General features: G+C 61.7%; 23 protein-coding genes. 11 read left to right on the top strand and 12 right to left on the bottom strand.

What is annotated here, in order from left to right:
• A partial coding sequence (locus tag PARACOCCUSGL_RS0115190; RefSeq protein ID WP_010398303.1) for an efflux RND transporter permease subunit occupies nt 1-328 on the top strand: 328 nt, incomplete at its 5' end.
• Nucleotides 329-511: 183 nt separating this feature from the next.
• Nucleotides 512-829: a TetR family transcriptional regulator C-terminal domain-containing protein gene (locus PARACOCCUSGL_RS20705; protein ID WP_010398301.1), complete on the top strand. Its 318-nt coding sequence runs from the start codon at nt 512-514 to the stop codon at nt 827-829.
• 987 nt (nt 830-1,816) lie between these two features.
• Here PARACOCCUSGL_RS20705 and rocF read toward each other — a convergent pair.
• The 5 genes from rocF to PARACOCCUSGL_RS0115155 all read right to left on the bottom strand — a co-directional run bounded on the left by rocF (nt 1,817) and on the right by PARACOCCUSGL_RS0115155 (nt 8,035).
• Nucleotides 1,817-2,737 carry an arginase gene (gene rocF, locus PARACOCCUSGL_RS0115175; protein ID WP_010398297.1) on the bottom strand — a complete coding sequence of 307 codons (921 nt, stop codon included), beginning with the start codon at nt 2,735-2,737 and terminating at the stop codon, nt 1,817-1,819.
• A gap of 94 nt (nt 2,738-2,831) precedes the next feature.
• Nucleotides 2,832-4,973 (bottom strand): TonB-dependent receptor domain-containing protein, encoded by a 2,142-nt coding sequence (locus PARACOCCUSGL_RS0115170; RefSeq protein ID WP_050804203.1) that lies wholly within the window; start codon nt 4,971-4,973, stop codon nt 2,832-2,834.
• Nucleotides 4,974-5,189: 216 nt separating this feature from the next.
• Complete coding sequence (gene metG / locus PARACOCCUSGL_RS0115165) at nt 5,190-6,908, bottom strand: methionine--tRNA ligase (protein ID WP_010398293.1); 1,719 nt, start codon at nt 6,906-6,908, stop codon at nt 5,190-5,192.
• A 77-nt stretch (nt 6,909-6,985) separates the two neighbouring features.
• Nucleotides 6,986-7,432 carry an NUDIX hydrolase gene (locus PARACOCCUSGL_RS0115160; RefSeq protein WP_010398290.1) on the bottom strand — a complete coding sequence of 149 codons (447 nt, stop codon included), beginning with the start codon at nt 7,430-7,432 and terminating at the stop codon, nt 6,986-6,988.
• A complete protein-coding gene (locus tag PARACOCCUSGL_RS0115155; protein WP_010398288.1) occupies nt 7,433-8,035 on the bottom strand; it encodes a GcrA family cell cycle regulator in 603 nt (200 codons plus the stop codon).
• Nucleotides 8,036-8,165: 130 nt separating this feature from the next.
• Between PARACOCCUSGL_RS0115155 and PARACOCCUSGL_RS0115150 the strand changes: the two genes are divergently transcribed.
• The 3 genes from PARACOCCUSGL_RS0115150 to argF all read left to right on the top strand — a co-directional run bounded on the left by PARACOCCUSGL_RS0115150 (nt 8,166) and on the right by argF (nt 11,689).
• Nucleotides 8,166-8,999: an ABC transporter permease gene (locus tag PARACOCCUSGL_RS0115150; RefSeq protein WP_050804202.1), complete on the top strand. Its 834-nt coding sequence runs from the start codon at nt 8,166-8,168 to the stop codon at nt 8,997-8,999.
• 172 nt (nt 9,000-9,171) lie between these two features.
• Complete coding sequence (locus PARACOCCUSGL_RS0115145) at nt 9,172-10,344, top strand: aspartate aminotransferase family protein (protein ID WP_010398281.1); 1,173 nt, start codon at nt 9,172-9,174, stop codon at nt 10,342-10,344.
• 418 nt (nt 10,345-10,762) lie between these two features.
• Nucleotides 10,763-11,689, top strand: coding sequence for an ornithine carbamoyltransferase (gene argF / locus PARACOCCUSGL_RS0115140; protein ID WP_010398279.1), 927 nt, complete (start codon nt 10,763-10,765; stop codon nt 11,687-11,689).
• A 311-nt stretch (nt 11,690-12,000) separates the two neighbouring features.
• Here argF and PARACOCCUSGL_RS0115135 read toward each other — a convergent pair whose 3' ends face one another.
• Together PARACOCCUSGL_RS0115135 and PARACOCCUSGL_RS0115130 are read right to left on the bottom strand one after the other, a co-directional pair.
• Nucleotides 12,001-13,437: an HlyD family type I secretion periplasmic adaptor subunit gene (locus tag PARACOCCUSGL_RS0115135; RefSeq protein WP_029372380.1), complete on the bottom strand. Its 1,437-nt coding sequence runs from the start codon at nt 13,435-13,437 to the stop codon at nt 12,001-12,003.
• On the bottom strand, nt 13,434-15,176 hold the full coding sequence (locus PARACOCCUSGL_RS0115130) for a type I secretion system permease/ATPase (RefSeq protein WP_010398273.1): 1,743 nt from the start codon (nt 15,174-15,176) through the stop codon (nt 13,434-13,436). The genes PARACOCCUSGL_RS0115135 and PARACOCCUSGL_RS0115130 overlap by 4 nt, the downstream gene beginning before the upstream one ends.
• A 145-nt stretch (nt 15,177-15,321) precedes the next feature.
• Between PARACOCCUSGL_RS0115130 and PARACOCCUSGL_RS0115125 the strand changes: the two genes are divergently transcribed.
• Together PARACOCCUSGL_RS0115125 and PARACOCCUSGL_RS0115120 are read left to right on the top strand one after the other, a co-directional pair.
• Nucleotides 15,322-16,053: a VacJ family lipoprotein gene (locus PARACOCCUSGL_RS0115125; RefSeq protein ID WP_010398271.1), complete on the top strand. Its 732-nt coding sequence runs from the start codon at nt 15,322-15,324 to the stop codon at nt 16,051-16,053.
• Nucleotides 16,043-16,651 carry a phospholipid-binding protein MlaC gene (locus PARACOCCUSGL_RS0115120; RefSeq protein ID WP_010398269.1) on the top strand — a complete coding sequence of 203 codons (609 nt, stop codon included), beginning with the start codon at nt 16,043-16,045 and terminating at the stop codon, nt 16,649-16,651. The genes PARACOCCUSGL_RS0115125 and PARACOCCUSGL_RS0115120 overlap by 11 nt, the downstream gene beginning before the upstream one ends.
• A 55-nt stretch (nt 16,652-16,706) precedes the next feature.
• Here the strand turns inward: PARACOCCUSGL_RS0115120 and PARACOCCUSGL_RS0115115 are convergent, their stop codons facing one another.
• Complete coding sequence (locus PARACOCCUSGL_RS0115115) at nt 16,707-19,031, bottom strand: transglycosylase domain-containing protein (RefSeq protein WP_010398266.1); 2,325 nt, start codon at nt 19,029-19,031, stop codon at nt 16,707-16,709.
• 259 nt (nt 19,032-19,290) lie between these two features.
• On the opposite strand from PARACOCCUSGL_RS0115115, the gene PARACOCCUSGL_RS0115110 reads away from it, so the two are divergent.
• Nucleotides 19,291-20,736: an ammonium transporter gene (locus PARACOCCUSGL_RS0115110; RefSeq protein ID WP_010398263.1), complete on the top strand. Its 1,446-nt coding sequence runs from the start codon at nt 19,291-19,293 to the stop codon at nt 20,734-20,736.
• Between the two features lie 69 nt (nt 20,737-20,805).
• Here the strand turns inward: PARACOCCUSGL_RS0115110 and PARACOCCUSGL_RS0115105 are convergent, their stop codons facing one another.
• On the bottom strand, nt 20,806-21,807 hold the full coding sequence (locus PARACOCCUSGL_RS0115105; protein WP_010398260.1) for a polyprenyl synthetase family protein: 1,002 nt from the start codon (nt 21,805-21,807) through the stop codon (nt 20,806-20,808).
• Nucleotides 21,808-21,882: 75 nt separating this feature from the next.
• On the opposite strand from PARACOCCUSGL_RS0115105, the gene PARACOCCUSGL_RS0115100 reads away from it, so the two are divergent.
• Genes PARACOCCUSGL_RS0115100 through PARACOCCUSGL_RS21565 form a run of 3 tightly spaced genes read left to right on the top strand, consistent with a single transcriptional unit; the run spans nt 21,883 to nt 23,069 of the window.
• Nucleotides 21,883-22,095, top strand: a complete 213-nt coding sequence (locus PARACOCCUSGL_RS0115100; RefSeq protein ID WP_010398258.1) for a DUF2007 domain-containing protein — start codon at nt 21,883-21,885, stop codon at nt 22,093-22,095.
• Nucleotides 22,088-22,846, top strand: a complete 759-nt coding sequence (locus PARACOCCUSGL_RS0115095; RefSeq protein ID WP_010398251.1) for a tRNA1(Val) (adenine(37)-N6)-methyltransferase — start codon at nt 22,088-22,090, stop codon at nt 22,844-22,846. The genes PARACOCCUSGL_RS0115100 and PARACOCCUSGL_RS0115095 overlap by 8 nt, the downstream gene beginning before the upstream one ends.
• A 58-nt stretch (nt 22,847-22,904) precedes the next feature.
• The gene (locus PARACOCCUSGL_RS21565; RefSeq protein ID WP_010398248.1) at nt 22,905-23,069 is read left to right on the top strand and encodes a YdcH family protein; all 165 of its coding nucleotides are present in this window, start codon (nt 22,905-22,907) and stop codon (nt 23,067-23,069) included.
• A gap of 99 nt (nt 23,070-23,168) precedes the next feature.
• Here the strand turns inward: PARACOCCUSGL_RS21565 and PARACOCCUSGL_RS0115085 are convergent, their stop codons facing one another.
• From PARACOCCUSGL_RS0115085 to PARACOCCUSGL_RS0115075, 3 genes are all read right to left on the bottom strand, one after another.
• Nucleotides 23,169-23,894 carry a beta-ketoacyl-ACP reductase gene (locus PARACOCCUSGL_RS0115085; RefSeq protein ID WP_010398245.1) on the bottom strand — a complete coding sequence of 242 codons (726 nt, stop codon included), beginning with the start codon at nt 23,892-23,894 and terminating at the stop codon, nt 23,169-23,171.
• 99 nt (nt 23,895-23,993) lie between these two features.
• Complete coding sequence (locus tag PARACOCCUSGL_RS0115080) at nt 23,994-25,169, bottom strand: acetyl-CoA C-acetyltransferase (RefSeq protein ID WP_010398242.1); 1,176 nt, start codon at nt 25,167-25,169, stop codon at nt 23,994-23,996.
• Between the two features lie 273 nt (nt 25,170-25,442).
• Complete coding sequence (locus tag PARACOCCUSGL_RS0115075) at nt 25,443-26,270, bottom strand: EAL domain-containing protein (protein ID WP_010398239.1); 828 nt, start codon at nt 26,268-26,270, stop codon at nt 25,443-25,445.
• Nucleotides 26,271-26,295 lie beyond the last annotated feature (25 nt).

Here is a 26,295-nt window from a genome sequence, read left to right as displayed (position 1 = left end):
TCAGCCTCCGGCAAACCCGGTGCGGTTCAAGGAAGATGAAGGCGTCGATCCATTGAATGCTGTGCTTGAAGCAGCCCGGCTTCGCCTGCGGCCGATCCTGATGACATCACTCGCATTCATCGCCGGTGTCGTTCCACTTGTCATCGCAACCGGCGCCGGCGCCGAAATGCGGCATGTCATGGGCATTGCCGTGTTCGCCGGCATGCTCGGCGTCACACTCTTCGGCCTGCTCCTGACGCCAGTCTTCTACGTCGCCGTGCGGAAACTCGGGCAGCGACGCGAGAAAGGCCAAAGCGGTGATGGGGCGGTCCAGGAACAGCAACAATAAACAACAGCGATCGCATTCAGTCGGGTCACATGACCGGATGACCGAGTGCGATCGCTCCCAGGATCAAAATCAATTCAGATGTGCTGGAAGACTAATCACAGCGGAACACGCCACGCTGCCCATATTCAACCTAGCGTAGATCTAGTGCAAACTGCGACCTTGTTGCTATCGGAGCTTTGGAGCATGAAGGGGTGGGACGACCTCACCCATTGTCGCATCCTGTTTGAATTGCTGGCAGAAGCGGGACGTAACGAAAGAATCCGCGCTATCCTCAGAGAGAATACCGATGGCGTGCGGGCGCTCCTGATGGAGGCCCTGAAAGCCGGTCAATCGCGTGGAGAGGTCGATCCCGATCTTGACCCGAAGCACACAAGCGCGGTTCTGGTGGTCATCCTTGATGCCGCGCCGATGCTGCCGCTGATGGCGTCCGACATTGGTTTCAAGGAAAGCAGGAAGCTGATCACAACGATGGTGAGCCGCTTCTTGCGACCTGCTACATGAAATTTGTACGTCATGCCGATGCATGTCGCAGTCTGCCTCTACCGAAAAGTGATGGTGGAGTTAGAGAAAGAGAATTAGATCAAGCCGGTTGCATTCGTGGCCGAGATCGACTTCCTACCGATCACCGACGAGGCAGATCCGGTCACCTTTTCGGTCGTTTGGTCCCTGCACAACCACAGCCCCGCCCTCCAGCACTGTTCGCCATGGCGGTTGATCATGTGTTGATCAAGCCAAAAAAGTAAAGGCCGCCAATAGGCTGCCCTCATTTAAGCTTTTGATTTCTTTAGGAGAACTGTAGCGGGCGAAGGGAGTCGAACCCTCGACCCAACCTTGGCAAGGATCGGCACTTACGCCGTCGTCTGGAACAGCAATTGAAAATGGGTGCATGCTCGGGATGCGAACCTACAGCCGCCTATTATCCTTAAACGATGTATGTATGGTGCGGACGACGGGACTCGAACCCGTACTCTCACAGAGAAGCAGATTTTCGTACCACCTCGGCTTTCGCCGCCGCCATATGGCGTTCGTGGTCTGGACTGTCCCTTCGCCATGGCCAGAAGGCTTTAGGCGCCGCCCGTCCAGTCTCTACACCTTCCCCTTTAGGGGCTTGGCTCGGGATTGGCCTAGGGCGTTGCCCGTTAGCTTTCCCCGACTTTGAGCGGTTCTACTCCGCGGATTTCCCCGCGGGCACTCCAATTCTAAAGTCTGCTGCGTCTACCGATTTCGCCACGTCCGCCTTTTGTCGCCGATCCTAGCCCTGGCTCTCTGCACCTATCTTGCACCTAGCGCCGAATCGCTTGTTTTCACCCTCGAACGGCAACGTCACCTAAGACGTTGTATAACCTATCTTTTCTCCGCCGCGAGCTTTTTGTGGGATGGTAGAAAAAAGACTTTTTAAGTCCCACGCGTCTACCATTCCGCCACGCCCGCGCCAGAACGCTGGTTAACGGGCGCGGCGGGAATTGGCAAGAGTAGCTGCTTGCGCTCTCAATAACTGCGGGTCGGGCGGTCGAAAACCTTGCGCCCCATCAGCGAGCCAACCAGATCGACCATCAGCTTGGCGGTGCGGCCACGTTCGTCCAGAAACGGATTCAGCTCGACAAGGTCCAGCGAGGTCATCAGCCCGCTTTCATGCAATAGCTCACACACCAGATGCGCCTCGCGGAAGGTGGTGCCGCCGGGAACCGTGGTGCCGACTGCGGGCGCGATCGACGGGTCAAGGAAATCGACGTCCAGGCTGACATGCAAAAGCCCGTTCTCGGCCCGGACGCGGTCAAGGAATTCGCGCAAGGGGGCGATGATGCCACGCTCGTCCAGCACGCGCATGTCGTTGACGATGATATCCGTTTCACGCAAGGCGGCGGATTCGGCGCCGTCCACGCTGCGGATGCCAAACATGCAGATGTTGTGACCGGGAATCGGCACAGGGAATGGTGGAAATGGATCGAACCCAGCCCGTCCCGAGGCATAGGCCAGAGGCGTGCCGTGAAGGTTCCCCGAAGAGGTCGTCTCGGGCGTGTGAAAATCGCTATGCGCGTCCAGCCATAGTACGAATTGCGGCCGCCCCTTTGCCTGCGCATGTGACGCAACCCCGGCCAGCGTGCCAAGCGCCAGCGCATGGTCGCCGCCCAGAAAGATCGGCATCCCCTCGTTCATTGCGGCAGCGCCTGCGGCCTGCAGGGCCTCGGTCCAGGCGATGACCTCGGGCAGGTGATGGACGGCGGGGTTGGTGCAGGTCTGGTGTCGGCCGGGGGCCGGTGCCAGGTCGCCACGATCCTCGACAGTATGGCCCAGATCCTCAAGCGTCGCGGCCAGACCGGCCACGCGATAGGCCGCCGGTCCCATCAGGCAGCCGGGTCGCCGTTGCCCCTCGTCCACCGGGGCGCCGATCAGGATGCAATGGGTCATGCGCGCTTCTTCTCCTGTCTTGTACCCTCTGAAAAGAACATGCCCGGCGGTGGAAAGTCCACAGCCGGGCACAAGACTTGTCAGGAAAGATGGATCAGAAGCTCGCGGTCAGACCCAACCACAGACGACGGCCTTCCAGCACCGTGTTGAAGTCGCTTTCGCGGACCTCTTCGTTGAAAACATTATAGACGGCGGCATTCAGGGCTGCCGTCTCGGTCAGCTGGTAGTTCGCGCCAATATCGACGGTGGTATAAGGCGAATATTTGCGCCCTTTTTGACCGTTGATTTCCACCTCGCGGCCATTGCTGCCGATACGCAGGCCCGAGGCGATTTCCGAGCCGTGGTAATTGGCCGACAGCCAGGTATCCAGCCCCTCGACCGGGGTTACCCAGTCAAAGCGCAGGCTGGCCATATGTTCAGGCGTGCGCGCCAGCGGGAAGCCCGCAAAGTCGCCGGTCTTTTGCTCGGATTTGGTATAGGTATATGAGGCGCGCGCCGACAGGTCCGGGGTGATGTTCCAGTCGCCAGCCAATTCCACGCCCGAGATTTCGGCCTCGTCGACGTTGAAGTTCTGGATAATGCGCCGGTAATATAGCTGTCCGTCCGAGCCGACATATTGCGGACCGTCCGTCCAGTAATCGTATTCGTCAAGGATGCCATCGCCATTGGTGTCGCGGCCAAGGCTTCTTTGTTGCAGCTTGTCTTCGAACTTCGTGTGGAAGGCCGTGGCGCTGACCGTGAATGTATCCGCCTCATAAACGGCAGCCAATTCAAAGTTCAGTGTTTTTTCCGGCTTCAGATCCGGGTTGCCAAGGATAACCGCGCAAGAGGGCGGGGTATTGCTGGCACAGCCCGCGCCACCACTGGTATAGGCATAGCCCGGAATAATCGAACGCAGTTCAGGCGTCTTGTAGCCTGTCGAGATACCGCCTTTGACGGTCAGGTTTTCGGTCGCATTCCAGACGCCATAGATCCGCGGGGCAATATGACCGCCGTAGAATTCGTTATTGGTATAACGCAGGCCCAGCGTCAGCGCGAAATCATCGCGCATGCGCCATTCATCCTCGACATACAATGACCATTCATCGCCGCGGAACTTTTCATCCCGTGGCGTGGCGCCGGGCGCCGTCGCTCCGGGGTTCTGGTCGGTAATATCGGTGCGCAGGAACTGGCCGCCAAAGGTCAGCCGATGCTCGCCATTCCAGGACAGGCTGCGGGTCGCCTTGGCGTCAAGAACCGTGTTGCGCACCTCGGGGGACCGCAGGTTGCGCGTGAATGCGGCGTCGGGGGTCGCGCGGCTGTAAGTTGTGCGTTCGCCCACCTCCTGCGAAAAGCTGAACTCGGTGCTCAGATCCCCGTAATCACCTTTATGGGTCAGCGACCAGTGATCCCGATCATGGTCGCGATAGCCCAGATCGCCGTAATCCTCGGCACTGATCCGGGTCCGCCCGGCTTCAAGCAGGACCTGGTTCTGGTCGTTCACATGCCAGGTCAGACGGGCGCCCAGGTCATAGTCGTCCGAGCCGCCGGGTCCGCCCGAGATCGACGAGGCGTCCTGATCGAACTTGCGGCCCCAGACCTGCAGGCCCAGCGTATTCGCGATCAGCGGACCAGAGGCGTAGAACGAGGTTTGCTGGTTGTTTTCAAAGCCCTTTTCGTTCTGAATGACGGTCTCGGCCGTGATCGAGCCGGTCCAGGTATCGGCGACCGGTTTGGTGATGATGTTGATCACCCCACCCATGGCGTCCGAACCGTAAAGCGAGGACATCGGGCCGCGCACGATCTCGATCCGCTCAATGGCTGCGATCGGGGGGATAAAGCTCTGCTCAAAGCCCGAGTTGCCGTTCACGCGCGCATCGCGGGTGGTCTGGCGCTTTCCGTCCACGAGGATCAGGGTGTACTGGCCCGGCAGGCCGCGGATATAGATATCGGTTTCGTTGGCGACCCCGGTGGTGACAACCCCCTGCACCTCTTTCAGAGCATCGGTCAGGCTGGTGAAACTGCCCTTTTTCAGTTCTTCGGAGGTGATGACCGAAATGCTGGCCGGGGCCTCTTTGATGTTCTGTTCAAAGCCCGCAGCAGTGATGACGATGCTGTCCAGAACGACGACATCGGCATTTTGTTCCTGGGCCAGCGCAAGCGCCGGGGCGCATAGCGCCGAAAGTGAAAGCAGCGCCGTGCGCAGGCTGCGGTGCCCGCGAGTGCGGGCTGGATGGGGCAAGGATGGGGAAGGCATGGTCACCTCTCGACAACAGAAAAGATGGATTTCTGCCTTGGTCGACCGGACGAGAGGGAGCGCCGATGCCTGGGTCGCTGACGGGCGGTTAATCAGTCCCGGGCAAGCGGGACAAGGGTATAGTTCTGTCTGCAAAATGTCTGTGGCAGAAATGCGACAAATTTACTAGGTTATTTGCCGCAGCCTTGTCCCGATCACCGTAGCGTGCCCCTTTGATCAGTCGCGGATGCCCTTGAACCGCTCTTGCCATTCATCGCGGTTTTCGTCGCTGATCTTGGCGAAAAGCACCTCTGGCACGGTAAACGCATGGCCTGCGGGCAGGGCCTCAAGCGCGGCACGGACGTTATCGGGCCAGTCGCGGTTGTCGGTGTGCATCGCCTCCAGCATCGCCTCCGAGGCGAAGGGAATGAAGGGCGCCGAAAGGACCGCGTAAAGCCGGATCAGGTTCAGCCCCAGACGCACCTGCATTGCGGCTTTTCCGGGGTCGGTCTTGAAGGTGGACCAAGGGGCCGCCGATTGCAGATATTCGTTGCCAAGGACCCAGATCGCGCGCAGCTCGGCTGCCGATTTGCGGATCTCGATATGATCCATGAACCCTTCATAGGCGCGGATCCGGGTGGTCAGCGCCTCGATCAGCGCCTCTTCCTCGGGGCCGCAGCTGCCGCCTTCGGGGATGGCTTCGCCGAATTTGCTGCGACAGAACTTGGTGATGCGGCTGACGAAATTGCCCAGCACATCGGCCAGGTCCTTGTTCACCGACTGCTGGAAATTGTCCCAGGTGAATTCGCTGTCCCCCGATTCGGGCGCATGGGACAACAGCCACCAGCGCCAGTAATCGGCGGGCAGGATCGACAGCGCCTGATCCATGAACACGCCGCGTCCCTGACTGGTCGAGAACTGGCCGCCGTCATAGGTCAGATAGTTGAAGCTCTTGATATAATCGACAAGCTTCCACGGCTCGCCCGAACCGATGATCGTCGCGGGGAAGGAGAGGGTGTGGAAGGGCACGTTATCCTTTCCCATGAACTGGGTATAGGTCACGTCATCGGCGCCCTCGTCCAGACGCCACCAGCGGCGCCATGCGCTGTCAGGTTCGCCCCGCTTATCCGTGCCTTCGGCTGTCGCGGCGATATATTCGATCGGCGCGTCGAACCAGACGTAGAAGACCTTACCCTCCATCCCTGGCCAGGGCTTGTCGCCTTTCCTGACCGGGATGCCCCAGTCCAGGTCGCGGGTGATCCCACGGTCCTGCAAGCCGTCGCCGTCGTTCAGCCATTTCCGGGCAATCGAGGTGGTCAGAATCGGCCAGTCAGTCTTGCTGTCGATCCAGGCCGAAATCTGATCCCGGAGTGAACGCTGGCGCAGATAAAGATGCTTGGTTGCCCGCACTTCCAGATTGGTTGAGCCCGAAATGGCCGAGCGCGGGTTGATCAGGTCGGTCGGGTCAAGCTGCTTGGTGCAGTTCTCGCACTGGTCGCCGCGGGCCTTGTCATAGCCGCAGTTGGGGCAGGTGCCTTCGATATAGCGGTCGGGCAGAAAACGACCGTCGTCAATCGAATAGACCTGACGTTCCTCGACCTCCGAGATATATCCGTTTTCGTCCAGCTTGCCGGCGAAATGCTGGGTCAGCACATGGTTGCGCTGGCTGGAAGAGCGGCCAAAATGGTCAAGAGACAGGCCAAAGTTACGGGCGATCTCGGCCTGAATCTCGTGCATTTCGGCGCAATATTCGGCGATCGGCTTCCCGGCCTTGGCGGCTGCCAGTTCGGCAGGCGTCCCATGCTCGTCCGTGGCGCAGATGAACATCACCTCATGCCCACGTCCCCGCAGGTAACGGGCATAGAGGTCCGCGGGAAGCTGCGAGCCGACGAGGTTGCCGAGGTGCTTGATCCCGTTGATGTAGGGGATCGCCGAAGTAATGAGATGCCGCGCCATGATCGGGTCCTGTTAGGTTCCTCGGGTTTCTTTATCCAGCAGTGGGCGCGAAGGCCAGAGCCTCGGCAATCCCCGGATCAACGCGTTCTTTCCGACCACAGGGCAAGCGCCTTGCGGACCACCTCGGGCACGCTTGCGCTTAGCGGCAGCTGTGCGGAGAGGATATCGGCAACCGGCACCCAGCGTGCGTCCGCCGCGTCATCCGCTGCCAGCGGCTCACCCGAAATATAGTCGCATAGCACTGCTGTCAGCAGAAAGTGAAAGCGCAACGAACCGTCGTCGTTACGCTCGATCACGTCGATATTTTCGAGATAGGAAAGCGGGCGACCGATGACCCCTGTTTCCTCGGCCAGTTCGCGGGCGGCGGCCTCAAGCGCGGTTTCGCCCGGCTCGACATGGCCACCCGGAAAACCCCATAACCCGGCGTCAGGCGGGTTACGCCGCTGAACCAGCAGCGCCCGCGCCGTATCGCCGACGCCGTCCAGCGTCACCGCCAATGCGGCAAGTCTGGGGAAATGGGCCACTTAGCGCCTGCGGTCGCGCCGCGCGCTCATCGGCTGGAATGCGACGCTGACATGCGCCTCGCAATAGGGTTTTCCGGCCACGGTCGGCAGGCCGCAGAACCAGAACTTGTCGGTCGCCGGGTCGCCGATCGGCCATTTGCAGGTCCGCTCGGTCAGCTCCATCAAGCTCAGCTTGCGGGCACGCTTTTCAACCTCGCGCACGCTGGCCAGCGTTTCGGGGCTGATTTCATTGGCCGAGGGCTGGGGCGGCAGCGGCTGCCCAGCCGGCACGATAGGCCGGCGGTTAAAGCTTGCCGGCTGCGCAGGTGCGGGCGCGGGCTCAGCGGCAGGCGCAGCAGCCGCGGGTTTCGGCGCCGGGGCTGCTGCGGGTGCAGGCGCCGGTTTCGGCTCGGGTGCGGCGGCAATGGGGGCGGCAGGCTTGGCCGCAGCTTCGGGCGCGGGCTCGGGGCTTTCTTCATTACGGTTCGACAGGCCAAGGCGGTGCACCTTGCCAATCACCGCGTTACGGGTCACGCCGCCCAGCTCCTTGGCGATCTGGCTGGCCGACTGGCCCTCGGCCCACATGCGTTTCAACGTCTCGACGCGCTCGTCGGTCCAGGACATGGCTTGCCTTTCCTGCACCGGGTGCTTTCCGGTGCCCTTCGTGCTAGTGGCTTCAATTCCGCAAGACCCGGCCTTAAATCCGGGGATAGCCAGATTTACCCACACAAGCCCGCGAATTCAAGGAGCGCCGATGCAAACGATCCCGACATCCTCCGGAACGCCCCCGGAATTTCGCCAGATGGGTGTGCGGCGCTTTGGCCGGGTGAACTGGCTGGGCCTTTATACACTAAGCCGACGCGAAGTCATGCGCTTCATGAGCGTCTGGCAGCAGACCATATTTGCGCCGCTGATGACATCGGCCCTGTTCGTGATCGTCTTTGCGCTGGCGCTGGGGCGCAACCGGGGCGAGGTGATGGGGTTGCCCTATCTTGCCTTTCTGGGACCCGGGATCCTGATGATGACGGTGATCCAGAACGCATTCGCCAACACGTCGTCGAGCATCATCTCGGCCAAGATGCAGGGAAATATCGTCGATACGCTGATGCCGCCCCTGTCGGCGGGTGAGATCCTGGCCGGTTATCTGATCGGGGCGGTGATGCGTGCCCTGATCGTCGCCACAGCCATCGCAATAGGCATGGCGCTGGTAATCGGGCAGGGGATTGCCCATCCGGTTTGGGCGCTGGTCTTTGTGATCCTTGGCGCCTTGCTCATGGGGGGGCTTGGCCTGCTGGGCGGGATCGTCGCGCAGAAATTCGACCATATGGCTGCGATCACCAATTTCATCGTGACGCCGCTGTCGTTTCTGTCGGGCACATTTTATTCGGTGCAGGTGCTGCCCCAGCCTTTCCGGGTGCTGGCCCATTGGAACCCGATCTTTTACCTGATCGACGGGGCGCGTTACGGCATCGCCGGTGTGTCGGATGCGCCGGTGCTGCGCGGGCTGCTGATCTGTGGGCTGACCGTGGCGGCGGTTCTGTTCACCGCATGGCGCTGGCTTGCGACAGGCTATCGGATGAAGCCTTGAAATCTTCGTTGCACGGCGCGCGCTTCCGCGCTATGCGACGGGCATGATCGCATGGACCGCTCATATTGCCCGTCCCCGACGTTGACGCTGTCAACGCACGATCACGCCTGCCTTTCTGCATTTTCGTCAGCCATGGTGCCGCCACGCGGCCGTTCCCAGAGAGGGTAACTCCATGATTTCGCACGTCCTGCCGACCTATAACCGCGCGCCAATCGCCTTTGAAAGAGGCGAGGGCACATGGGCCATTGCGACGGACGGGACCCGATATCTGGATCTTGGCGCGGGCATCGCCGTGAACTCGCTCGGCCATGCCAACCCTGATCTGGTTTCTGCCCTGACCGAGCAGGCCGGGCGCATCTGGCATGTCTCGAACCTTTACAACATTCCCCAGCAGGAACAGCTGGCCGATCTGCTGGTCGAGCACACCTTTGCCGACACCGCCTTCATCACCAATTCGGGCACCGAGGCGGCGGAGCTGGCAATCAAGATGGTGCGCAAATACTGGTCCGAGCAAGGCGATCCCGACCGGTACGAGATACTGACCTTTGAGGGCGCCTTTCACGGCCGTTCGACCGGTGCCATCGCCGCTGCGGGATCGGAAAAGATGGTTAAGGGGTTCGGTCCGCTGATGCCCGGTTTCCGCCAGTTGCCCTGGGGGGACATGGAGGCGCTGAAGGCCGCCATCTCTGACCGCACTGCCGCCGTCATGCTGGAGCCGGTTCAGGGCGAAGGTGGCATCCGGCCGCTGCCCGATGCCGATCTGCGCCTGATTCGCGGGCTTTGCGATCAGACCGGTGCACTTTTGGTGCTGGATGAGGTCCAGTCGGGCATGGGCCGGACCGGCCGGCTGTTTGCCCATGAATGGGCGGGTATCACGCCTGACATCATGATGGTTGCCAAGGGTATCGGTGGTGGCTTTCCGCTGGGCGCGGTGGTTGCGACTGAAAAGGCGGCCTCGGGTATGGCGGCGGGCACCCATGGCTCGACCTATGGCGGCAACCCGCTGGCCTGTGCGGTCGGGGTGCGCGTCATGCAGATCATTGCCCAGCCCGAGTTTCTGGCCGGGGTAAACCGCAAGGGCGCGCTGCTGCGGCAAAAGCTCGAAGGGCTGATCGCCGCCCATCCCGGAGTTTTTGAGGCTGTGCGCGGTCAGGGTCTGATGCTGGGGCTGAAATGCAAGGTTGCCCCCGCCGATCTGGTCAACGCAGGCTACGCTGAACATCTTTTGACCGTTGGCGCGGCCGATAATACCGTGCGCCTCTTGCCGCCGCTGAACATCTCGGACGAAGAGATCGCCGAGGCGGTTGCACGGCTGGATCGTGCTGCCGGGCGGCTTGATGGATAGGCTCGGCCCTCAGCCGCTGAGATTTGCCGATCTGCCCCTGTGGGCGGATCGGTCGCACCCTTGTGACGTGCATAAATCCCGGGCGGCCCCGGCCCGCCCCATTCCCAGCCTGTCGGCCCGTCGCTGTCCCGCCCCGCATCCCGGGGCATATGGGGCATTGGTGAACCATATTCTTTCTTTCGGACCTTGCGCTGGTGCGCCTGCCGCTGGGGGCGGTGCTGACGGCCGGTCCCTGCTGGGCGGTCTGGCGCCGACGTTGCGCCCGCGGGCAGATGGTACGCTTGCCCGTGTCATGACCCGGCACCGATGAAGCGGTGTTACGTTTCGCGCCGGATTTTCGCAGCGGCAGCGGACCTTGACCCTTGACCTCGCTTTGGCAAAGCGGCTTGCTTGCTGGATCAATCCGAAAGACACTCAGATGAATAGTTTCCTCGACATCCACACCACCGATAAGGCAGAGTTGCGCGGCATGATCGACAATGCGCGCCGGATGAAGGACGCGCGCAACGGCCTGCCCAAAGGGGCGCCCGATGCCGAACAGCCGCTCAAAAACCGTATGGTCGCGCTGATCTTTGAAAAGCCATCGACCCGCACCCGGGTCAGCTTTGATCTTGGTGTGCGCCAGATGGGCGGCCAGACCATGGTGCTGTCGGGCAAAGAAATGCAGCTTGGCCATGGCGAGACCATCGCCGATACCGCCCGTGTGCTGTCGCGTTATGTCGATCTGATCATGATCCGTACATTTGAAGAGGCGACCCTGCTTGAGATGGCCGAACATGCCAGCGTGCCGGTCATCAACGGGCTGACGAACCGCACCCATCCCTGCCAGATCATGGCCGATGTGATGACCTTCGAAGAACATCGCGGCCCGATCGCGGGCCGCAAGGTGGTCTGGTCGGGCGATGGCAACAATGTCTGCTGCTCGATGATTCATGCCGCCGGACAGTTTGGCTATGATTTTGTCTTTACTGGTCCTCCCACGCTTGACCCCGAGCGTGAGGCCGTGGATTTTGCCCGCGCCCAAGGTGTGCAGGTCGCAATCGAACGTGATCCCGCCAAGGCGGTCGAGGGGGCCGATCTGGTGGTGACAGATACGTGGGTGTCCATGCACGATCCGCAATCGGCCCGCGAGCGGCGGCACAATCAGCTGCGCCCTTATCAGGTCAACGAAGCGCTGATGGGGCTTGCCAAGCCCGGTGCCCTGTTCATGCATTGCCTGCCTGCCCATCGTGACGATGAGGTAACCAGCGCGGTGATGGACGGGCCGAACTCGGTCATCTTTGATGAGGCCGAGAACCGCCTGCACGCACAAAAAGCCGTCATGCGCTGGTGTCTCGGCGTCTAAGCCGTCTTCGCTTTGAAAACATCGCCGGCACGTTGCTTCGTGCCGGCTTAATTTTTTATCGTAAGCGCCTGCGTGAGTGGCTGAGCGCCAACCGCTTTTTCTTATTGGCCTCTCCGGGTTCCTTCTGGTCATCGACCTGCTTGCAGGCGCCGTCAGCCTCTCTGTCTGCTGCGCATTTCCAGCACTTTCTCAGGCTTGCGACTTTAAGGCGAAGAAAGCAAAGCCTGCGTAACGCAGGGTCTGTTACGTCCGGTGCCTGCTGTTGCGTTTGCCGGGCATCGGGGCGCGCAACAGTTTGTTATTCTGAAAGATCAGTTCTCGCGGAACGCGCGGGTGAAATAATCCGACAGTGGTTTGATCAGATAGGCCAGCGGGCTGCGCTCGCCGGTCTGGACATAGACCTCGACCGGCATGCCGGGGATTAGCGCCAGCTCCCCAAGTTTTTCGACCTCGCTTGCCGGGATAGTCACCTCGGCCCGGTAATAGGGGATATGGGTTGCCTGATCGACCAGCGTATCGGGTGAGACGCGGCTTAGCGTACCATCAATCTCGGGCGTGGTGCGCGACGAAAAGGACGAAAAGCGCAGCACCACCTTTTGTCCGGGGTGGACCTCGTCGATGTTGATGGTGGCGATACGCGCGGCGACCACCAACGGCCGGTCCTGAGGGATAATGAACAAGATCGGATCAGCCGGACGGATGACCGAGCGCGGTGTGGTAACCTGCAGTTCCTGCACCACCCCCGATACCGGGGCGCGGATTTCCAGTCGCGAGATGCGTTCGATCAGCGATCTTCTCCGCTCAGCCAACTCCAGCTCACGATAGCCAAGTTCGCGCAGCTCGGTTTCGGCCTCTTCGCGACGGGAGGCACTTTTCTCCAGCCGTGACAGGTCGATTTCGGCCAGCTGGGTGACAGCGCGGGCCCGGGCGGCCGTCGTCTCACCCAACATGCCATCCAGACGGGCCGCCTCGCGTTCCAGTGCCAGAACCCGGGGGGCCTGGGCCAGACCCTTTTCCAGCAGAGACCGCTGGTCGCGCAATTCCTGTTCGATAAAGCTTCGCTGCTGCTTCAATGCCTCCATCTGCGCATCGACGCCGCCGATCTGCGACTGCACCTGTTCTGCCTGCTTGGCCAACTGGCCAATGGACTGCCGAAGAGTGTCAAGCCGGGCACGGAACAGGCTGGTCTGCCCCTCCATCATGGTTTTCAGTTGGGGATGTTTCGCAGCTGTCTCGATCAGTTCCTGTGGAAACTCGATATTCTCGCGGTCGGCACGCTCGGCCTCAAGCCGGCCGCGGCGGGCGAGGATCTCGAAATACTGACCTTCGACGATGGCGAGTTCGGTGTCGAGCAATGTGCCGTCAAGCCGGATCAGCGGTTGGCCGGCAGTCACGTTTTCGCCGTCATGGATCAGGATTTCCGTGACCACACCACCATCAGGATGCTGGACAACCTGCCGGCGCTGTTCAACTTCGACCTGTCCGGGGGCGACGACGGCGCCGGCTATACGAGCTCCCCAGGCCCAAAGACCAAAGCCGCCGACCAGAACCAGCATGGCGACCAACCCCAGGACTACCGGCCCGCGCGCTGACCATTCCGGTCGGGACCGCGCAGCAAGGGGCTGTGGCGACGGTGTTGGCGTCGGACGAGCGTGGAATTTCGACTGGAGCGGCTCGGGTTGTGGTGCCGCCGGGGTTGCGGCTGGGTGCTCTGCCGGGGCCTGGTCCAATTGATCTGGGTTCGTCATGTCACGCCTCCGCCATGGCCCTGGGCGCGGGCGATTTGTTCCGCATTCTTGACCAGCGATTTCAGGACCTCATCGCGCGGGCCAAAACCACGGCGCAGGCCCTGATCCATTACCAGCAGCAGTTCACATTCCGTGATCGCGGCTGGGCGGTGGGCCATGATGATCACTGAGCCTCCGCGCGCCTTGATATTGCGGATTGCAATGTTCAGTGCGGTTGAGCCTTCGTTGTCGAGGTTGGAGTTAGGTTCGTCCAACACAAAGATCACCGGATCGGCATAGAGCGCGCGCGCCAGCCCGATGCGCTGGATCTGTCCTCCGGACAGGCGCCCGCCGGTCTGACTGACCCGTGTGTCATAACCCTGCGGCAAATCAAGGATCATCTGATGCGCGGCAGCGGCCATAGCGGCGGCAACAATGCGCTCGGGGTCAGGCTCGGGCGAAAGGCGGGCGATATTTTCCGCAATCGTGCCATCAAACAAGGTCACCTGTTGGGGCAGATAGCCGATCAGCCCCCCCAGCACATCCGGGTCATATTGATCGAGGGTCGCGCCACCCAGCCGGATCGAGCCAGAGGCAATGGGCCATGCGCTGATAAGTGCGCGCGCCAGTGTGGACTTGCCAGCACCCGAAGGGCCGATCACGCCAAGTGCCTGACCGGGTCCAAGGTCGAAACTGACACCACGCAGGGTCGCCATGCCTTGGCCGGGGGGCACAACAGTGAGATTGCGAACCTCAAGCCGCGCCTCTGGTTTGGGCAGGGGGGTGCGTTGCGCAGGCGGTGGGCGGCGCGAAAGCAGTTCGCTCAGCCGCCTCCATCCATCTTGGGCGCGCTGGACGATCGACCAGCTGCCAACCACCTGCTCAATCGGGGCCAGCGCCCGGCCCATCAGGATAGATGAGGCGATCATCGCGCCGGGTGTTACCTCTTGTTGCAGGACCAGCCATGCGCCGGCCGCCAAAAGGGCGCTTTGCAGAAACAGCCGGAAGGTGCGCGAAAATACCGTAAAGCCAGAGGCGCGGTCGCTGGAGCGCATCGTCGCCTCGGTCGCCTTGTCGCGTGCGGCCTGCCAGCGCCGGAAAGCCGCGCCGCGCATGCCGAGTGAGCTGATGACCTCACCCTCATCGCGATAAAGGTCAGACATGCGTTCGGCCGAATGGCTGGCGATGGCGGCTTGCTGCAGGGAATCGCGGCTAAGCCATTGGTTCAGAAGGGTTGATGAGATCAGAATTACCATACCCGCAGTCGCGACAGCCCCAAGCAGCGGGTGAAACAGAAATACCGCCGCCAGAAAGAACGGGGCCCAAGGCAGGTCGAACAGCGCCATCAGAACCGGCGAGGCGATCAGTTTCTGTACGGCCTCAAGATCACGCATCCCGCCGCGCACGACGACATCAGAACCGACGGCCTGACCATCCTGCAAGGCGGCGGTAAAGACGCGCCCCTCCATCCGTTCCTGAAAACGGGCAGCGATACGGGCCATGATCCGGTTCCGGGCGAGGTCCAGCACCCCCATAAGGGTGAACAGAAAGGTCACCAGCAGAAACAGCGCTGTCAGCGTTTCGACCGAACGACTGGCAAGTACCCGGTCATAGACCTGCATCATGAAGAGCGGTCCGGTCAGCATCAGCATGTTCACTGCGAAAGAAAACAGGCCGACGGCGCCATAAAGCTGCCATGCCAGCGCCCGGGCAGTCTTTAGCTCGCGCCCGCCATCATGTCGCATCGGCGGCAAGGCCATGCTCGTCCTTTCCTCGTTAACCTCACCGGGCTTGCCCGGAATTGTTCCAGCGCATATCCCAAAGCGCAACGGCAATACATGCCCCTAAACCATCACCGTTCGAATCGCCACTGTTCACCAGAACCTATCAGCAGCAGGTTAGCAATTGATTGCCAGGTATCATCTGATCGCTTTTTTTGCAGCCGCTCTGGCGGGGGGCTGTTCAGCGGATCGGGACGGCGACGGCATCCATGATCCTTACGAGCCGATGAACCGCAAGGTTCACGCCTTTAACCGGGCGGTCGACTCGCGCGTCGTCAAGCCGCTGAGTTCTGGCGTGTCGGGCAAAGATGGCAAGGGTATCGGCAGCCATATAGTTGAGGCCGCAGGAAATTTCGGCTCGAACCTTGCATTGCCGGGCACGGCGGTGAACCATCTTTTACAGGGCAAGCCTGCGCCAGCGGTGCGCACGACCTTTCGGTTTTTGGTGAACTCGACGTTGGGATTTGCGGGACTGCTTGACCCAGCCGGCAAAGATTTCGCCCTGCCGGAAGAGGATACCGATTTCGGCCAGACACTGGCTGCCTGGGGCGTGGGTGAGGGTGCTTATCTTGAACTGCCACTGATTGGCCCCTCGACTGAACGTGATGCGGTGGGCCGCGTCGTCGATCTGGTGATTGATCCGATGCGCGGATGGCTGAACCGGGACCAGTATCTGATCGGGATGGGCGCGCGCGCGGCCTCAAAAGCCGGTGAACGAGGGCGTTTTAGCGATTCCGTCGATTCCATCCTGTATGAAAGCGCGGATAGTTATGCCCAGACGCGGCTGATCTGGTTGCAGCATCGCCGCCATGAACTGGGCGAAGAAGGAGAGAATATTGACCCTTATGCCGAATGAGTTCCGGCGCCATAACCGGCGCGGTTTTCTGGGCCTGATCGGCGCGGGGCTGGCACTTGTCGCTCAGCCGGCTTGGGCGCTGGATACCAACGAGGCGCGGGCGCTGATCGAGAAATCTTTGGACGAGGTCTATACGGTCATCAACTCGGGTCAGCCTCCGGCGCAGATGTTCAAGGCGTTTGAGGCGATCTTTGCCCGCTATGCCGATGTGGACATCATTGCGCGTTCCGCGCTGGGTCCGGCGGCGCGGCAGGCGGGTGCGGCCGGGTTTGCCGCCTATAAACAGGCGTTTCAGGGTTATATCGGCCGTAAATACGGCAAGCGCTTCCGCGAATTCATCGGCTCAGAGATCGAGGTGACGGGCGCGCGGCCGGTAAAATCATTCTATGCCGTGACTTCGGTCGCTTATCTTAAGGGACGCAGCCCGATGGAGGTTGAATGGCACGTTTCGGACAAGTCCGGGCAGAGCCGCTATTTCAACATCATCATCGAGGGGGTGAACATGCTCGCCTCGGAACGGGCCGAGATCGGGGCGATGCTTGCGCGGCGCAAGGGCGATATCGCGGCGCTGACCGCCGATCTGCAGCAGGCGGGATAAGGCAGGTAGGCCCATCGCAAGTTAAAGGCCGGTCCCTTGGGGCCGGCCTTTGTCGTTACTCCTGATAGACGCCCTCGATATTTCGCAGCGCCTGGGTCAGCGGATCATCTGCGCCGCCATCGGCGGGCGCAGGTGGCGCGGCTTCGGGGTTCGAAGTCACGGTCTGAGCCGGGAAGGTCGGCACACCACCACCCGCCGCAGGGTCGGGCAGGGCCTGGCCGCCCTCGACAGGTGCTGTCTGAGCTTGCGGCGAGGGTTGGCCAAGCGCCTCGGACAGCGCGGCGGCAAGCGGATCGGCTGCGCCGTCGCCCGTGGTGCTGACCACCTGCGGCACTGCGCTATCCGGGTCAAAGGCGAAGTTACCCAGCGGCTCGACGGGCAAGCCCTCGTGGATCTCGTTCATGACGGCCTGCCAGACCTCGGCCGGCAGCCCGCCACCCGTCACGCCCTTGAGCGGAGTGTTGTCGTCATAACCCATCCAGACGCCGGTCACATATTGGCCGGTAAAGCCGATGAACCATGCGTCGCGATAGCTTGAGGTCGTGCCGGTCTTGCCTGCAGCCGGTCGTCCTGCAAGCCGCGCCCTGCCGCCGGTGCCGTTTTCGATCACCTGCTGCATCATGCCGATCAGCTCGCGCGCTGCCTTTTGTGAGATCACGCGCTGGCCCATGCCGCCGACCTGACCGATCAGCGCCTGATCGTCACCCTTGATGCGCAGTTCAACCAGACCGTAGGGGCTGACGGCAGTACCCCCATTGCGGATGCCGGCATAGGCGCCGGTCATGGCCAGCAGGGTCGATTCTGACACCCCAAGGCCCAGCGACGGGCCGCTGGCCAGATCGTTCGAGAAGCCAAAGTCCTGCGCTACGCGGCGTACCGCATCACGGCCGACGATTTCCTGAAGGCGGATCGTCGCGGTGTTCAGCGACTGCGACAGGGCGCGGGTCAGCGTCACTTCGCCGAGATAGCGGCGCGTATAGTTCTGAGGCGACCACGGGCCCGAGCCGCGCACGTTGATGGTAAGCGGCGCGTCCAGAACGGTGTCGTTCGGGCTATACCCCTGATCCAGCGCGGCGGCATAGACAAAGGGTTTGAAGCTGGAGCCGGTCTGGCGCTTGGCCTGCGTTGCCCGGTTAAAGGTGCCGGTCGCGGTATTGTCGCGCCCGCCGATCATGGCACGCACCGCGCCGTCGGGCGACATCACGACCACCGCCGCCTGTGCCTTCGACCCCGGTGCCACCTTTTCGTCAAAGATGCGCTTCAGCGCCCGTTCGGCCGCGCGTTGCACACGCTGGTCGAAGGTGGTCTTGATAGTGACATCCTCGGTCGTTTCGCTGGTCAGGAAGCCGGGGCCGGATTCCATCACCCAGTCGGCAAAGTAACCGCCCGCCCGCGCCGCAGCCGCCTTGGAAAGCGCAGCCGGACTGGCCTTGGCCTCGGCATAGGATTTGTCGTCCAGATAGCCCTGTTCATGCATCAGCCCAAGGATGACCGTTGCCCTGTCCTGCGCCCTTTGCAGGTTCGAGGTCGGCGCGAAATAGCTTGGTGCCTTGAGCAGGCCGGCAAGCATTGCTGCCTCGGCGGCGTTAACCTGAGCTGCTGATTTGTCGAAATAGCGCTGTGCTGCCGCCTCGAAACCGCGCGCGCCCGCCCCGAGGTATGAGCGGTTCATATAGATGTTGAGGATATCCTCTTTCGAGTATTTCGCCTCCATCGCCAGCGCGTAGGGCACTTCCTTGATCTTGCGCCAGATCGAGGATTTGCGGCATTCGGCCTCGAAGTCGGCTTCGGATTTCCAGCGGATCGGGTCAAAGGTCTCGCCAAGGCACAAAAGCTTGGCGACCTGCTGCGTGATGGTCGAGCCGCCGTTGCCTTCAAGCGGGCCGCGTCCTTCGGACATGTTGATCTTGATTGCGCTGGCAATACCGCGCGGATCGACGCCAAGGTGGCGGTAGAATCGCTTGTCCTCGGTCGCAACCACCGCGTCCTTCAGGACCGGGGCGATCTTGTCGGCGCTGACCATGCCAAAAGTTTCACCACGCCAGGCGAACACCCGGCCTTCGCTGTCCTGCATGGTGACCGAGCCGCGGGCACGACCGTCGAAAAGCGCCGCAGGTTCGGGCAGCGTCGTGTAGTAGTAAAAGCTTGCGGCAAAGAGAATCAGCGCCACCGTCAGGCCAAGCCGCCAGAACGAGCCCCAGATTACCCGCCAGATCAGCAAAACGAATCCGGCGATTCCGCGCGTCACCACATTGCCCCGGCGCGGCCTTTTGGGCGGCTTTCCGGAACGACGTGGGGGCTGTTTCTGCGTTTTCTGAGGGGCTTGGTCGAAATTGCGCTTGTCCGCGACAATGCGGCCCCTGCCGGTCGGTGTCTTCATGCCTGCTTTCCTGCCCAGCCGAGTAGTCCGGCCTGTAGCTGCGCAAGATACATGAAAGCCCGCGCCTTGAGAACCGCGATGACCTATCAGTGAACTGCCGCGACATGGCGCAGAACCCGGCGTTGATGCCCTAAATTCGGGCAGTCGAGGCGCGGGCTCGGCCGAAAGCTGCACAAACCTTGTGCCAGCGGGGCAGGGGCGGGTTTTCTGACCGGGACATGGAACTGCTGCAACGCAGAAAGAAGGTGCAGGAAACATGATGAGACCTACCGCGATCAAACCCATGATCCCGGCGCTTGCCCTCCCGCTTATCGGGCTGGCGGTGCCGGCCCTTGCGCAAGAGGCTGCGGCCCCCGCCGGCACTGTAGAAGCCGTGGTCGAGACCGTCGCGCCCATCGTCGACAAGGGTGACACGACCTGGATGATGGTTTCGGCCATTCTGGTCATGGCCATGTCCATTCCGGGGCTGGCGCTGTTCTATGGCGGTCTGGTCCGGGCGCGGAACATGCTGTCGGTGCTGATGCAGGTCTTTACGATCTTCTGCATCATGTCGATCCTGTGGGTCTGCTTTGGCTATTCGCTGGCCTTCACCGGTGCAGGCTCGGCCGAAGAGGCGACCTGGCTGACCCCCTTTATCGGCGGTCTTTCGAAGGCGTTCCTTGCCGGGGTTGATACCTCATCGCTGGCCGAGACCTTCACCACCAATGTCTATGTGCCGGAATATGTCTTCATCATCTTCCAGATGGCCTTTGCCTGTATCGCCCCGGCGCTGATCGTCGGCGCCACGGTCGAGCGGATGAAGTTTCAGGCGGTGCTGGCCTTTGTGGTGATCTGGTTCTTTATCTCTTACCTGCCTATGGCCCATATGGTCTGGTGGTGGGGCGGCCCCTCGGCCTATGAGGCGCCCGGCGGCTATCTGTTCGGCCATGGCGATCTGGACTTTGCCGGCGGCACCGTCATCCACATCAACGCTGGCGTCGCTGGTCTGGTCGCTGCGCTGGTCGTCGGTCCCCGCCTTGGTTATGGCCGCGAGCTGATGGCCCCGCATAACCTGCCCTTTACCTTCCTTGGCGGCTGCCTGCTGTGGATCGGCTGGTTCGGCTTCAACGCTGGCTCGAACATGGAGGCCACCGGCACCGCTGCCATGGCGATCCTGAACACCACGGTCGCGACCGCCGCCGCTGCGCTGGCCTGGGCCTTTGGTGAGTGGCTGTTCCGCGGTCATCCCTCGCTGCTGGGCGGCGTTTCGGGGGCGATTGCCGGTCTGGTTGGCATCACTCCGGCGGCTGGTTTCGTCGGCCCCATGGGCGCCATTGTCATCGGTCTGGCTACGGGCTTTATCTGCATGTGGTTCGTCATCAGCCTGAAAGCCAGGCTGGGCATCGACGAAAGCCTTGATGTCTTTGGCATCCACGGGGTCGGCGGCATTGTCGGCGCGATCCTGACGGGGGTCTTTGCTGCCCCGTCGCTGGGTGGGTCGGGCATCTACGATTATGCCACGGAGTCGGTCGCGGCGAGCTATGACATGTTCGGTCAGGTTACCACCCAGACGCTGGGTGTGATCGTGGCGGTGATCTGGTCGGCGGTTGCTTCGTTCATCGCGCTGATGATCGTCAAGGCGCTGATCGGCCTGCGCGTCTCGGACAGCGACGAACGTCAGGGTCTGGACGTTACCACCCACGGCGAAAGCGCCTACAACAGCTAAGGCAGCATCATCAGGCAAAGGAAAAGCCCGGCATAAAGCCGGGCTTTTTCATGTGTGGATGGCGGGCGCTCAGGACAGCCGCGAGACCACGAAATCCGCAAGGTCGGAAAGGATCTGGCGCAGCGGCTGATCCGGTGTGGCCAGCAGCGCTGTTTTGGCCCGTTCCGCCCAGGCGATGGCATCGGCGCGCGATGCATCCAGCGCTTCGCGCCGGTGCAGGATCTCAAGCGCGGTGGTCAGATCGGCCTCGTCCTGCTGGCCCTTGCCGATCGTGCGTTCCCAAAAGGCGCGCTCAGTCGCATCGGCGCGGGCAATGGCCTTGATCACCGGCAGGGTCAGCTTGCGTTCGCGGAAGTCGTCGCCGACGTTCTTGCCGATGGTGGTCGAGGAGCCGCTGTAGTCCAGCAGGTCATCGACGATCTGAAAGGCGATCCCCAGCGCGTCGCCATAGCCGAACAGCGCCTGCTGCACCGTCTTATCGGCGTGGGCGACCACCGCGCCTGCCTCGGTCGCGGCCGAGAACAGCGCCGCAGTCTTGCCGCGCACGATCTGGATATAGGTGTCCTCGGTGGTCGTGATGTCCTGCGCGGCCGTCAGCTGCAACACCTCGCCCTCGGCGATGGTGGCGCTGGCGTTCGACAGGATATGCATGACCTCCATGCTGCCGGTTTCGGCCATCAACTGAAAGCTGCGGGCGAAAAGGTAATCCCCGACCAGAACGCTGGACTTGTTGTCCCACAAAAGGTTCGCAGTCGGGCGACCGCGGCGCTGCTCGCTTTCGTCGACCACATCGTCATGCAAAAGCGTGGCGGTGTGGATGAATTCGACGGCGGCGGCCAGCAGCACATGCGCCTCACCCTCGTATCCGCACAGCCGTGAAGCTGCGAGCACCAGCATCGGCCGCAGCCGCTTGCCGCCCGCCTCGACCAGATGGGCGGTGACCTCGGGGATGCGGGGGGCGTGACGGCTTGCCATGCGCGACCGGATCAACGCATTGACCCGTTCCATATCCCCGGCGAGTTCGGCCGAAAGCCGGTCCAGCGGCTTGGAAACGTTTTCGTTCATGCCCATCAGCGATCCCCTTTCGTCGCAAGCCATTGCCACGCCATGGACACATTCGCAACAGGGGCGTAGCTTTCCGGGGTCATGAAAGAGCTTCTGCGCACCACCGATCCGCTGCTGATCACCCGCGCCGCCGACCTTTTGGCGGCCGAGGGGATCCAGTCCTTTCCTTTGGACCAGCACATGAGCGTGCTTGAAGGATCGCTCGGCATCCTGCCCCGGCGGCTGATGGTGGCGGACCGTGACCTGTTCATGGCGCGGGCGATCCTGCGGGACAATCGCATCCATCATGACTGAACTGCGAGAGGACGGCTTTCTTGGTGGTCGGCTGCGCATCCGTCAGCCCATGCGCGGTTATCGCGCCGGGGCGGATGCGGTGATGCTGGCCGCTGCCTGTCCGGCGCGTGCGGGCGAATCGGTGCTTGAACTGGGCTGTGGGGCAGGGGCGGCGATCCTGTGTCTTGGCGCGCGGGTGCCAGGTTTGCGGCTTGCCGGGTTAGAGCTGCAACCTGCCTATGCCGAGCTTGCAGCGCAGAATGCCACAGCAAACGGCTTTGCGCTTGAGGTGCATCAGGGCGATCTGGCGCAGATGCCAACCGCCCTGCGCAGCCAGAGTTTTGATCACGTCATCGCCAACCCGCCCTATTTCACCGATGGCACCTTGGCGCCTGATGCGGGCCGCAGCCGCGCCCGGCACGAAGAAACGCCGCTTGGGCTGTGGATTGCGGCCGGGCTGCGCCGGCTGCAGCCGGGGGGGTGGATCACCCTGATCCAGCGGGCGGATCGGCTGGCGGTGATTCTCTCGGCGCTGGGAGGGGCGGCGGGGGCGATCACTGTGCTGCCGGTCGCGGCGCGTGAGGGGCGCGAGGCGGGGCGTGTTATTGTTCTGGCCCGTAAGGGCGCGCGGGCGCCGCTGCGCCTGCTGCCACCCTTTGTCATGCATGCAAAACCGTTACATTCCGCCGATGAAGAGGACCTGACCGAGGCCGCACAGGCGGTTTTACGCGGGGGTGCGGCACTTTCGCTCGGGGTGCCGAATTTTCGGTGACAATGTGACGATTCTGTGTTGCAATCCTCTGGTTCGATCAATCCAAGAGGAGGACGAAATGTCGGTTGAATCCCATGTGCAGGAGCTTCGCCGCAAACATCAGTCGCTGTCGGACGCTATCGAGGCCGCGCATCGCAGCCCCGGCATGGATGACCTCATCATCGCCCGGATGAAGAAGGAAAAACTTCGCCTCAAGGAAGAGATTTCTCGCCTGTCGCATTGATTCAGCGACACGGGACGGGGGAACCTGCCCCCGGCATAACCAGCGAAATAAGAAACGGCCCACGAGATTTCGTGGGCCGTTGCCTTTCAGGGCCGCGTATCAGGAGAAATACTGTCCGCCATTGGCGCTGATGGTTGCGCCGGTGATAAATCCCGCGTCATCCGAGGCCAGGAAGACAACGCAGCGGGCGATCTCTTCCGGTTCGCCCAGACGACCGACCGGGATCTGGGGGATGATGCGCTCATTCAGAACTTTTTCGTCGATGGCGCGGACCATCTCTGTGCCGATATAGCCCGGGCAGATCGCATTTACGGTGATCCCGGCACGCGCGCCCTCTTGCGCCAGTGCCTTGGTAAAGCCGATGTCGCCCGCTTTGGCGGCGGAATAATTCGCCTGCCCTGCCTGCCCTTTCTGACCATTGATCGAGCTGATGTTGACGATGCGGCCGAACTTGCGGTCACGCATCCCGGACCAGACCGGATGGGTCATGTTGAAAAGACCGGTCAAGTTGGTGTCGATTACCTCTTTCCACTGCTGCTGGGTCATTTTGTGAAACATCGCGTCACGCGTGATCCCGGCGTTATTGACCAGTACCGCGATGGGGCCAAGCTCCTCCTCGACCTGTTTGATGCCTGCGGCGCAGGCGTCGTAATCCGCCACCGACCATTTGTAGGTCTTGATACCGGTTTCTTCAGTAAAGGTGCGGGCGGCGTCGTCATTGCCAGCATAGTTTGCCGCAACAATATAGCCTGCCTCCTTCAGCGCCTTTGAAATTGCCGCGCCAATACCGCGCGAACCACCGGTAACAAGGGCTACTTTTGCCATTTTTCGTCCCCCTCTGAAAATGGTCTTGAAATTGTGTTACCGAACAAGGCTGGTGTGCGCAAGATAGTTGCGCACACCTTTTGCGTGACTTCCTGACGGTCAGGGACGCTCAAGACACAGGGCAACGCCCATGCCGCCGCCTATGCACAGCGTGGCAAGGCCTTTCTTTGCATCGCGGCGCTTCATTTCGAAAAGCAGCGTGTTCAGGATGCGGCAGCCCGAAGCACCGATCGGGTGGCCGATGGCGATGGCGCCGCCGTTCACGTTGACGATGGCCGGATCCCAGCCCATGTCGCGGTTCACGGCAAGTGCCTGAGCGGCAAAGGCTTCGTTCGCCTCGACCAGATCCAGATCGCTAACCGACCAGCCGGCCTTTTCCAAAGCCTTGCGGCTGGCGGGGATCGGACCGGTGCCCATGATCTGCGGATCGACGCCGGCTGTCGCATAAGAGGCGATGCGGGCGAGCGGCGTCAGACCACGGCGCGCGGCCTCTTCCTCGGTCATCACCAGCACAGCGGCCGCGCCGTCATTCAGGCCCGAGGCATTGCCTGCGGTAACCGTGCCCTCTTTGCTAAAGGCGGGGCGAAGCTTTTGCATCGCATCCAGTGTTGCGCCGTGGCGGATGTATTCATCGGCATCAGTTACCGTGTCGCCTTTCCGGGTCTTGATCGTCACCGGCACGATTTCATCGGCGAACTTTCCGGCTTTTTGCGCGGCTTCGGCCTTGTTTTGCGAATTGACCGCGAATTCGTCCTGCGCCTCGCGCGTGATGCCCCATTTCGCAGCCACATTCTCGGCCGTGGTGCCCATGTGATAATCGTGGAAAGCGTCCCAGAGCCCATCCTTGATCATCGTGTCGAGCATTTTCATGTCGCCCATTTTCTGCCCGGCGCGGATAAAGGCGGCATGGGGGGCAAGCGACATCGACTCTTGCCCGCCTGCTGCAACGACGGTGGCATCGCCAAGGATCACCTGCTGTGCCGCCAGCGCGACCGAGCGCAGGCCAGAACCGCAGACCTGGTTGATCGTCCAGGCAGCGGATTCTTGCGGGAAGCCAGCTTTGATATGCGCCTGACGGGCGGGGTTCTGACCCTGACCGGCGGTCAGCACCTGGCCGAAAATGGTTTCCGAAATTTCGGCCGGATCGACGCCTGCGCGTTCGACCACGGCTTTCAGCACAATGGCACCCAGCTCATGCGCGGGGATGTTCGCAAAGGATCCCAGAAAGCTTCCGACGGGTGTGCGGGCTGCGGAAACAATTACGGCTTTGGTCATGACAGGCTCCTTCGCTGATGGCCGGGACAATCGGTTACAGCCAAACTGTTTCCTGTTTCGTTACTCAAGGTCAAGCGAACTCCACGCTGCAGCAACGGCCTGGCGCATTGTCAGATGGTTCGGTGTCTTGCCGACCGGGCAGCGCTGCTTGGCGGATCACGCAGGGGCGGGTTTCGGGCTGCGACCGGGAAGGCGTGGGGTGCTGGCAGGGCGAAACGCGGACGAGAGCAGGGCGCGATTATTGTGCGGCCCTTTCAACTGACTGGCGCTGCCCTATTTGCGATGCGCCTGTGTGCCGGGGGATTTCCACGGCGGTACGATGGTTGGCGCGCCGAAATAATACCCTTGCAGGCAATCGACCCCCATTTCGATCAGGAAGGCCGCATCTTCGGCTGTCTCGACCGATTCTGCGACGGTGAACATGTCAAAATGGCGCGCGATGGATTGCAGCGCCCGTGCCAGCACCTGATTGTCACGTGTCTGGGCAATGTCGCGGATAAACTGCCCGTCGATCTTGATCATGTCGAAACAGAAATCCCGCAGGTAGCGGAACGAGGTATAGCCCGCGCCAAAATCGTCCAGGGCAAAACTGACACCGTGCGATTGAAGTTCGTGCATGAAGCGATCGACCGGTTCAGGCAGGCCCATGGCCGAGCTTTCGGTGATCTCAAGGATCAGCCGTTCACCGATGCTGTCGTTACCGGCAAGGCCCTGTTGCAGGATGCGCAGCCATGGAGAATAGCCGATCGAGCGCGCCGACATGTTGATCGACAGCCGCAAAGAGGGTTCCTGTGCAAGCGATTTTAGCCCCAAAGACAGGGACAGGCAGTCGATCTGACGTCCCAGTTCAGTGGTTTCCGCCAGTGGCATGAAATCCCTTAGCGGCACGATCCGACCGGTTTCGTCGATGATTCGGATCAGCCCTTCGTGAAAGGCGGCGCGGTCGGGACTGTCGGCCCGCACCACCGGCTGAAAGGCCAGAACCCCATCCCCGCGCGATACCGCCCGCCGTACGGAGGCCATCGTCACCCGCGATTGTTCATTGACAATGAAATCCAGCGGAGAGTCCGCCTTCTGAAGTGAATCGGTATTGTCGGTCATGCCAAGCTCCTGTCATTGTCGGAAC

Source organism: Paracoccus sp. TRP, assembly GCF_000185925.1.
In the GTDB taxonomy this organism is placed as follows: domain Bacteria; phylum Pseudomonadota; class Alphaproteobacteria; order Rhodobacterales; family Rhodobacteraceae; genus Paracoccus; species Paracoccus kondratievae.
The sequence above is the reverse complement of the archived record's forward strand: the minus strand, read 5'-3'. Positions and strand labels throughout refer to the sequence as shown.

What these genes read in the sequence shown, in the direction of transcription:
- PARACOCCUSGL_RS20705 (WP_010398301.1), top strand. Translation starts at nt 512, where the DNA reads ATGAAGGGGTGGGACGACCTCACCCATTGTCGCATCCTGTTTGAATTG.
- rocF (WP_010398297.1), bottom strand. Translation starts at nt 2,737, where the DNA reads ATGACCCATTGCATCCTGATCGGCGCCCCGGTGGACGAGGGGCAACGG.
- PARACOCCUSGL_RS0115170 (WP_050804203.1), bottom strand. Translation starts at nt 4,973, where the DNA reads ATGCCTTCCCCATCCTTGCCCCATCCAGCCCGCACTCGCGGGCACCGC.
- metG (WP_010398293.1), bottom strand. Translation starts at nt 6,908, where the DNA reads ATGGCGCGGCATCTCATTACTTCGGCGATCCCCTACATCAACGGGATC.
- PARACOCCUSGL_RS0115155 (WP_010398288.1), bottom strand. Translation starts at nt 8,035, where the DNA reads ATGTCCTGGACCGACGAGCGCGTCGAGACGTTGAAACGCATGTGGGCC.
- PARACOCCUSGL_RS0115150 (WP_050804202.1), top strand. Translation starts at nt 8,166, where the DNA reads ATGCAAACGATCCCGACATCCTCCGGAACGCCCCCGGAATTTCGCCAG.
- PARACOCCUSGL_RS0115145 (WP_010398281.1), top strand. Translation starts at nt 9,172, where the DNA reads ATGATTTCGCACGTCCTGCCGACCTATAACCGCGCGCCAATCGCCTTT.
- argF (WP_010398279.1), top strand. Translation starts at nt 10,763, where the DNA reads ATGAATAGTTTCCTCGACATCCACACCACCGATAAGGCAGAGTTGCGC.
- PARACOCCUSGL_RS0115135 (WP_029372380.1), bottom strand. Translation starts at nt 13,437, where the DNA reads ATGACGAACCCAGATCAATTGGACCAGGCCCCGGCAGAGCACCCAGCC.
- PARACOCCUSGL_RS0115130 (WP_010398273.1), bottom strand. Translation starts at nt 15,176, where the DNA reads ATGGCCTTGCCGCCGATGCGACATGATGGCGGGCGCGAGCTAAAGACT.
- PARACOCCUSGL_RS0115120 (WP_010398269.1), top strand. Translation starts at nt 16,043, where the DNA reads ATGCCGAATGAGTTCCGGCGCCATAACCGGCGCGGTTTTCTGGGCCTG.
- PARACOCCUSGL_RS0115115 (WP_010398266.1), bottom strand. Translation starts at nt 19,031, where the DNA reads ATGAAGACACCGACCGGCAGGGGCCGCATTGTCGCGGACAAGCGCAAT.
- PARACOCCUSGL_RS0115110 (WP_010398263.1), top strand. Translation starts at nt 19,291, where the DNA reads ATGAGACCTACCGCGATCAAACCCATGATCCCGGCGCTTGCCCTCCCG.
- PARACOCCUSGL_RS0115105 (WP_010398260.1), bottom strand. Translation starts at nt 21,807, where the DNA reads ATGGGCATGAACGAAAACGTTTCCAAGCCGCTGGACCGGCTTTCGGCC.
- PARACOCCUSGL_RS0115100 (WP_010398258.1), top strand. Translation starts at nt 21,883, where the DNA reads ATGAAAGAGCTTCTGCGCACCACCGATCCGCTGCTGATCACCCGCGCC.
- PARACOCCUSGL_RS0115095 (WP_010398251.1), top strand. Translation starts at nt 22,088, where the DNA reads ATGACTGAACTGCGAGAGGACGGCTTTCTTGGTGGTCGGCTGCGCATC.
- PARACOCCUSGL_RS21565 (WP_010398248.1), top strand. Translation starts at nt 22,905, where the DNA reads ATGTCGGTTGAATCCCATGTGCAGGAGCTTCGCCGCAAACATCAGTCG.
- PARACOCCUSGL_RS0115085 (WP_010398245.1), bottom strand. Translation starts at nt 23,894, where the DNA reads ATGGCAAAAGTAGCCCTTGTTACCGGTGGTTCGCGCGGTATTGGCGCG.
- PARACOCCUSGL_RS0115080 (WP_010398242.1), bottom strand. Translation starts at nt 25,169, where the DNA reads ATGACCAAAGCCGTAATTGTTTCCGCAGCCCGCACACCCGTCGGAAGC.
- PARACOCCUSGL_RS0115075 (WP_010398239.1), bottom strand. Translation starts at nt 26,270, where the DNA reads ATGACCGACAATACCGATTCACTTCAGAAGGCGGACTCTCCGCTGGAT.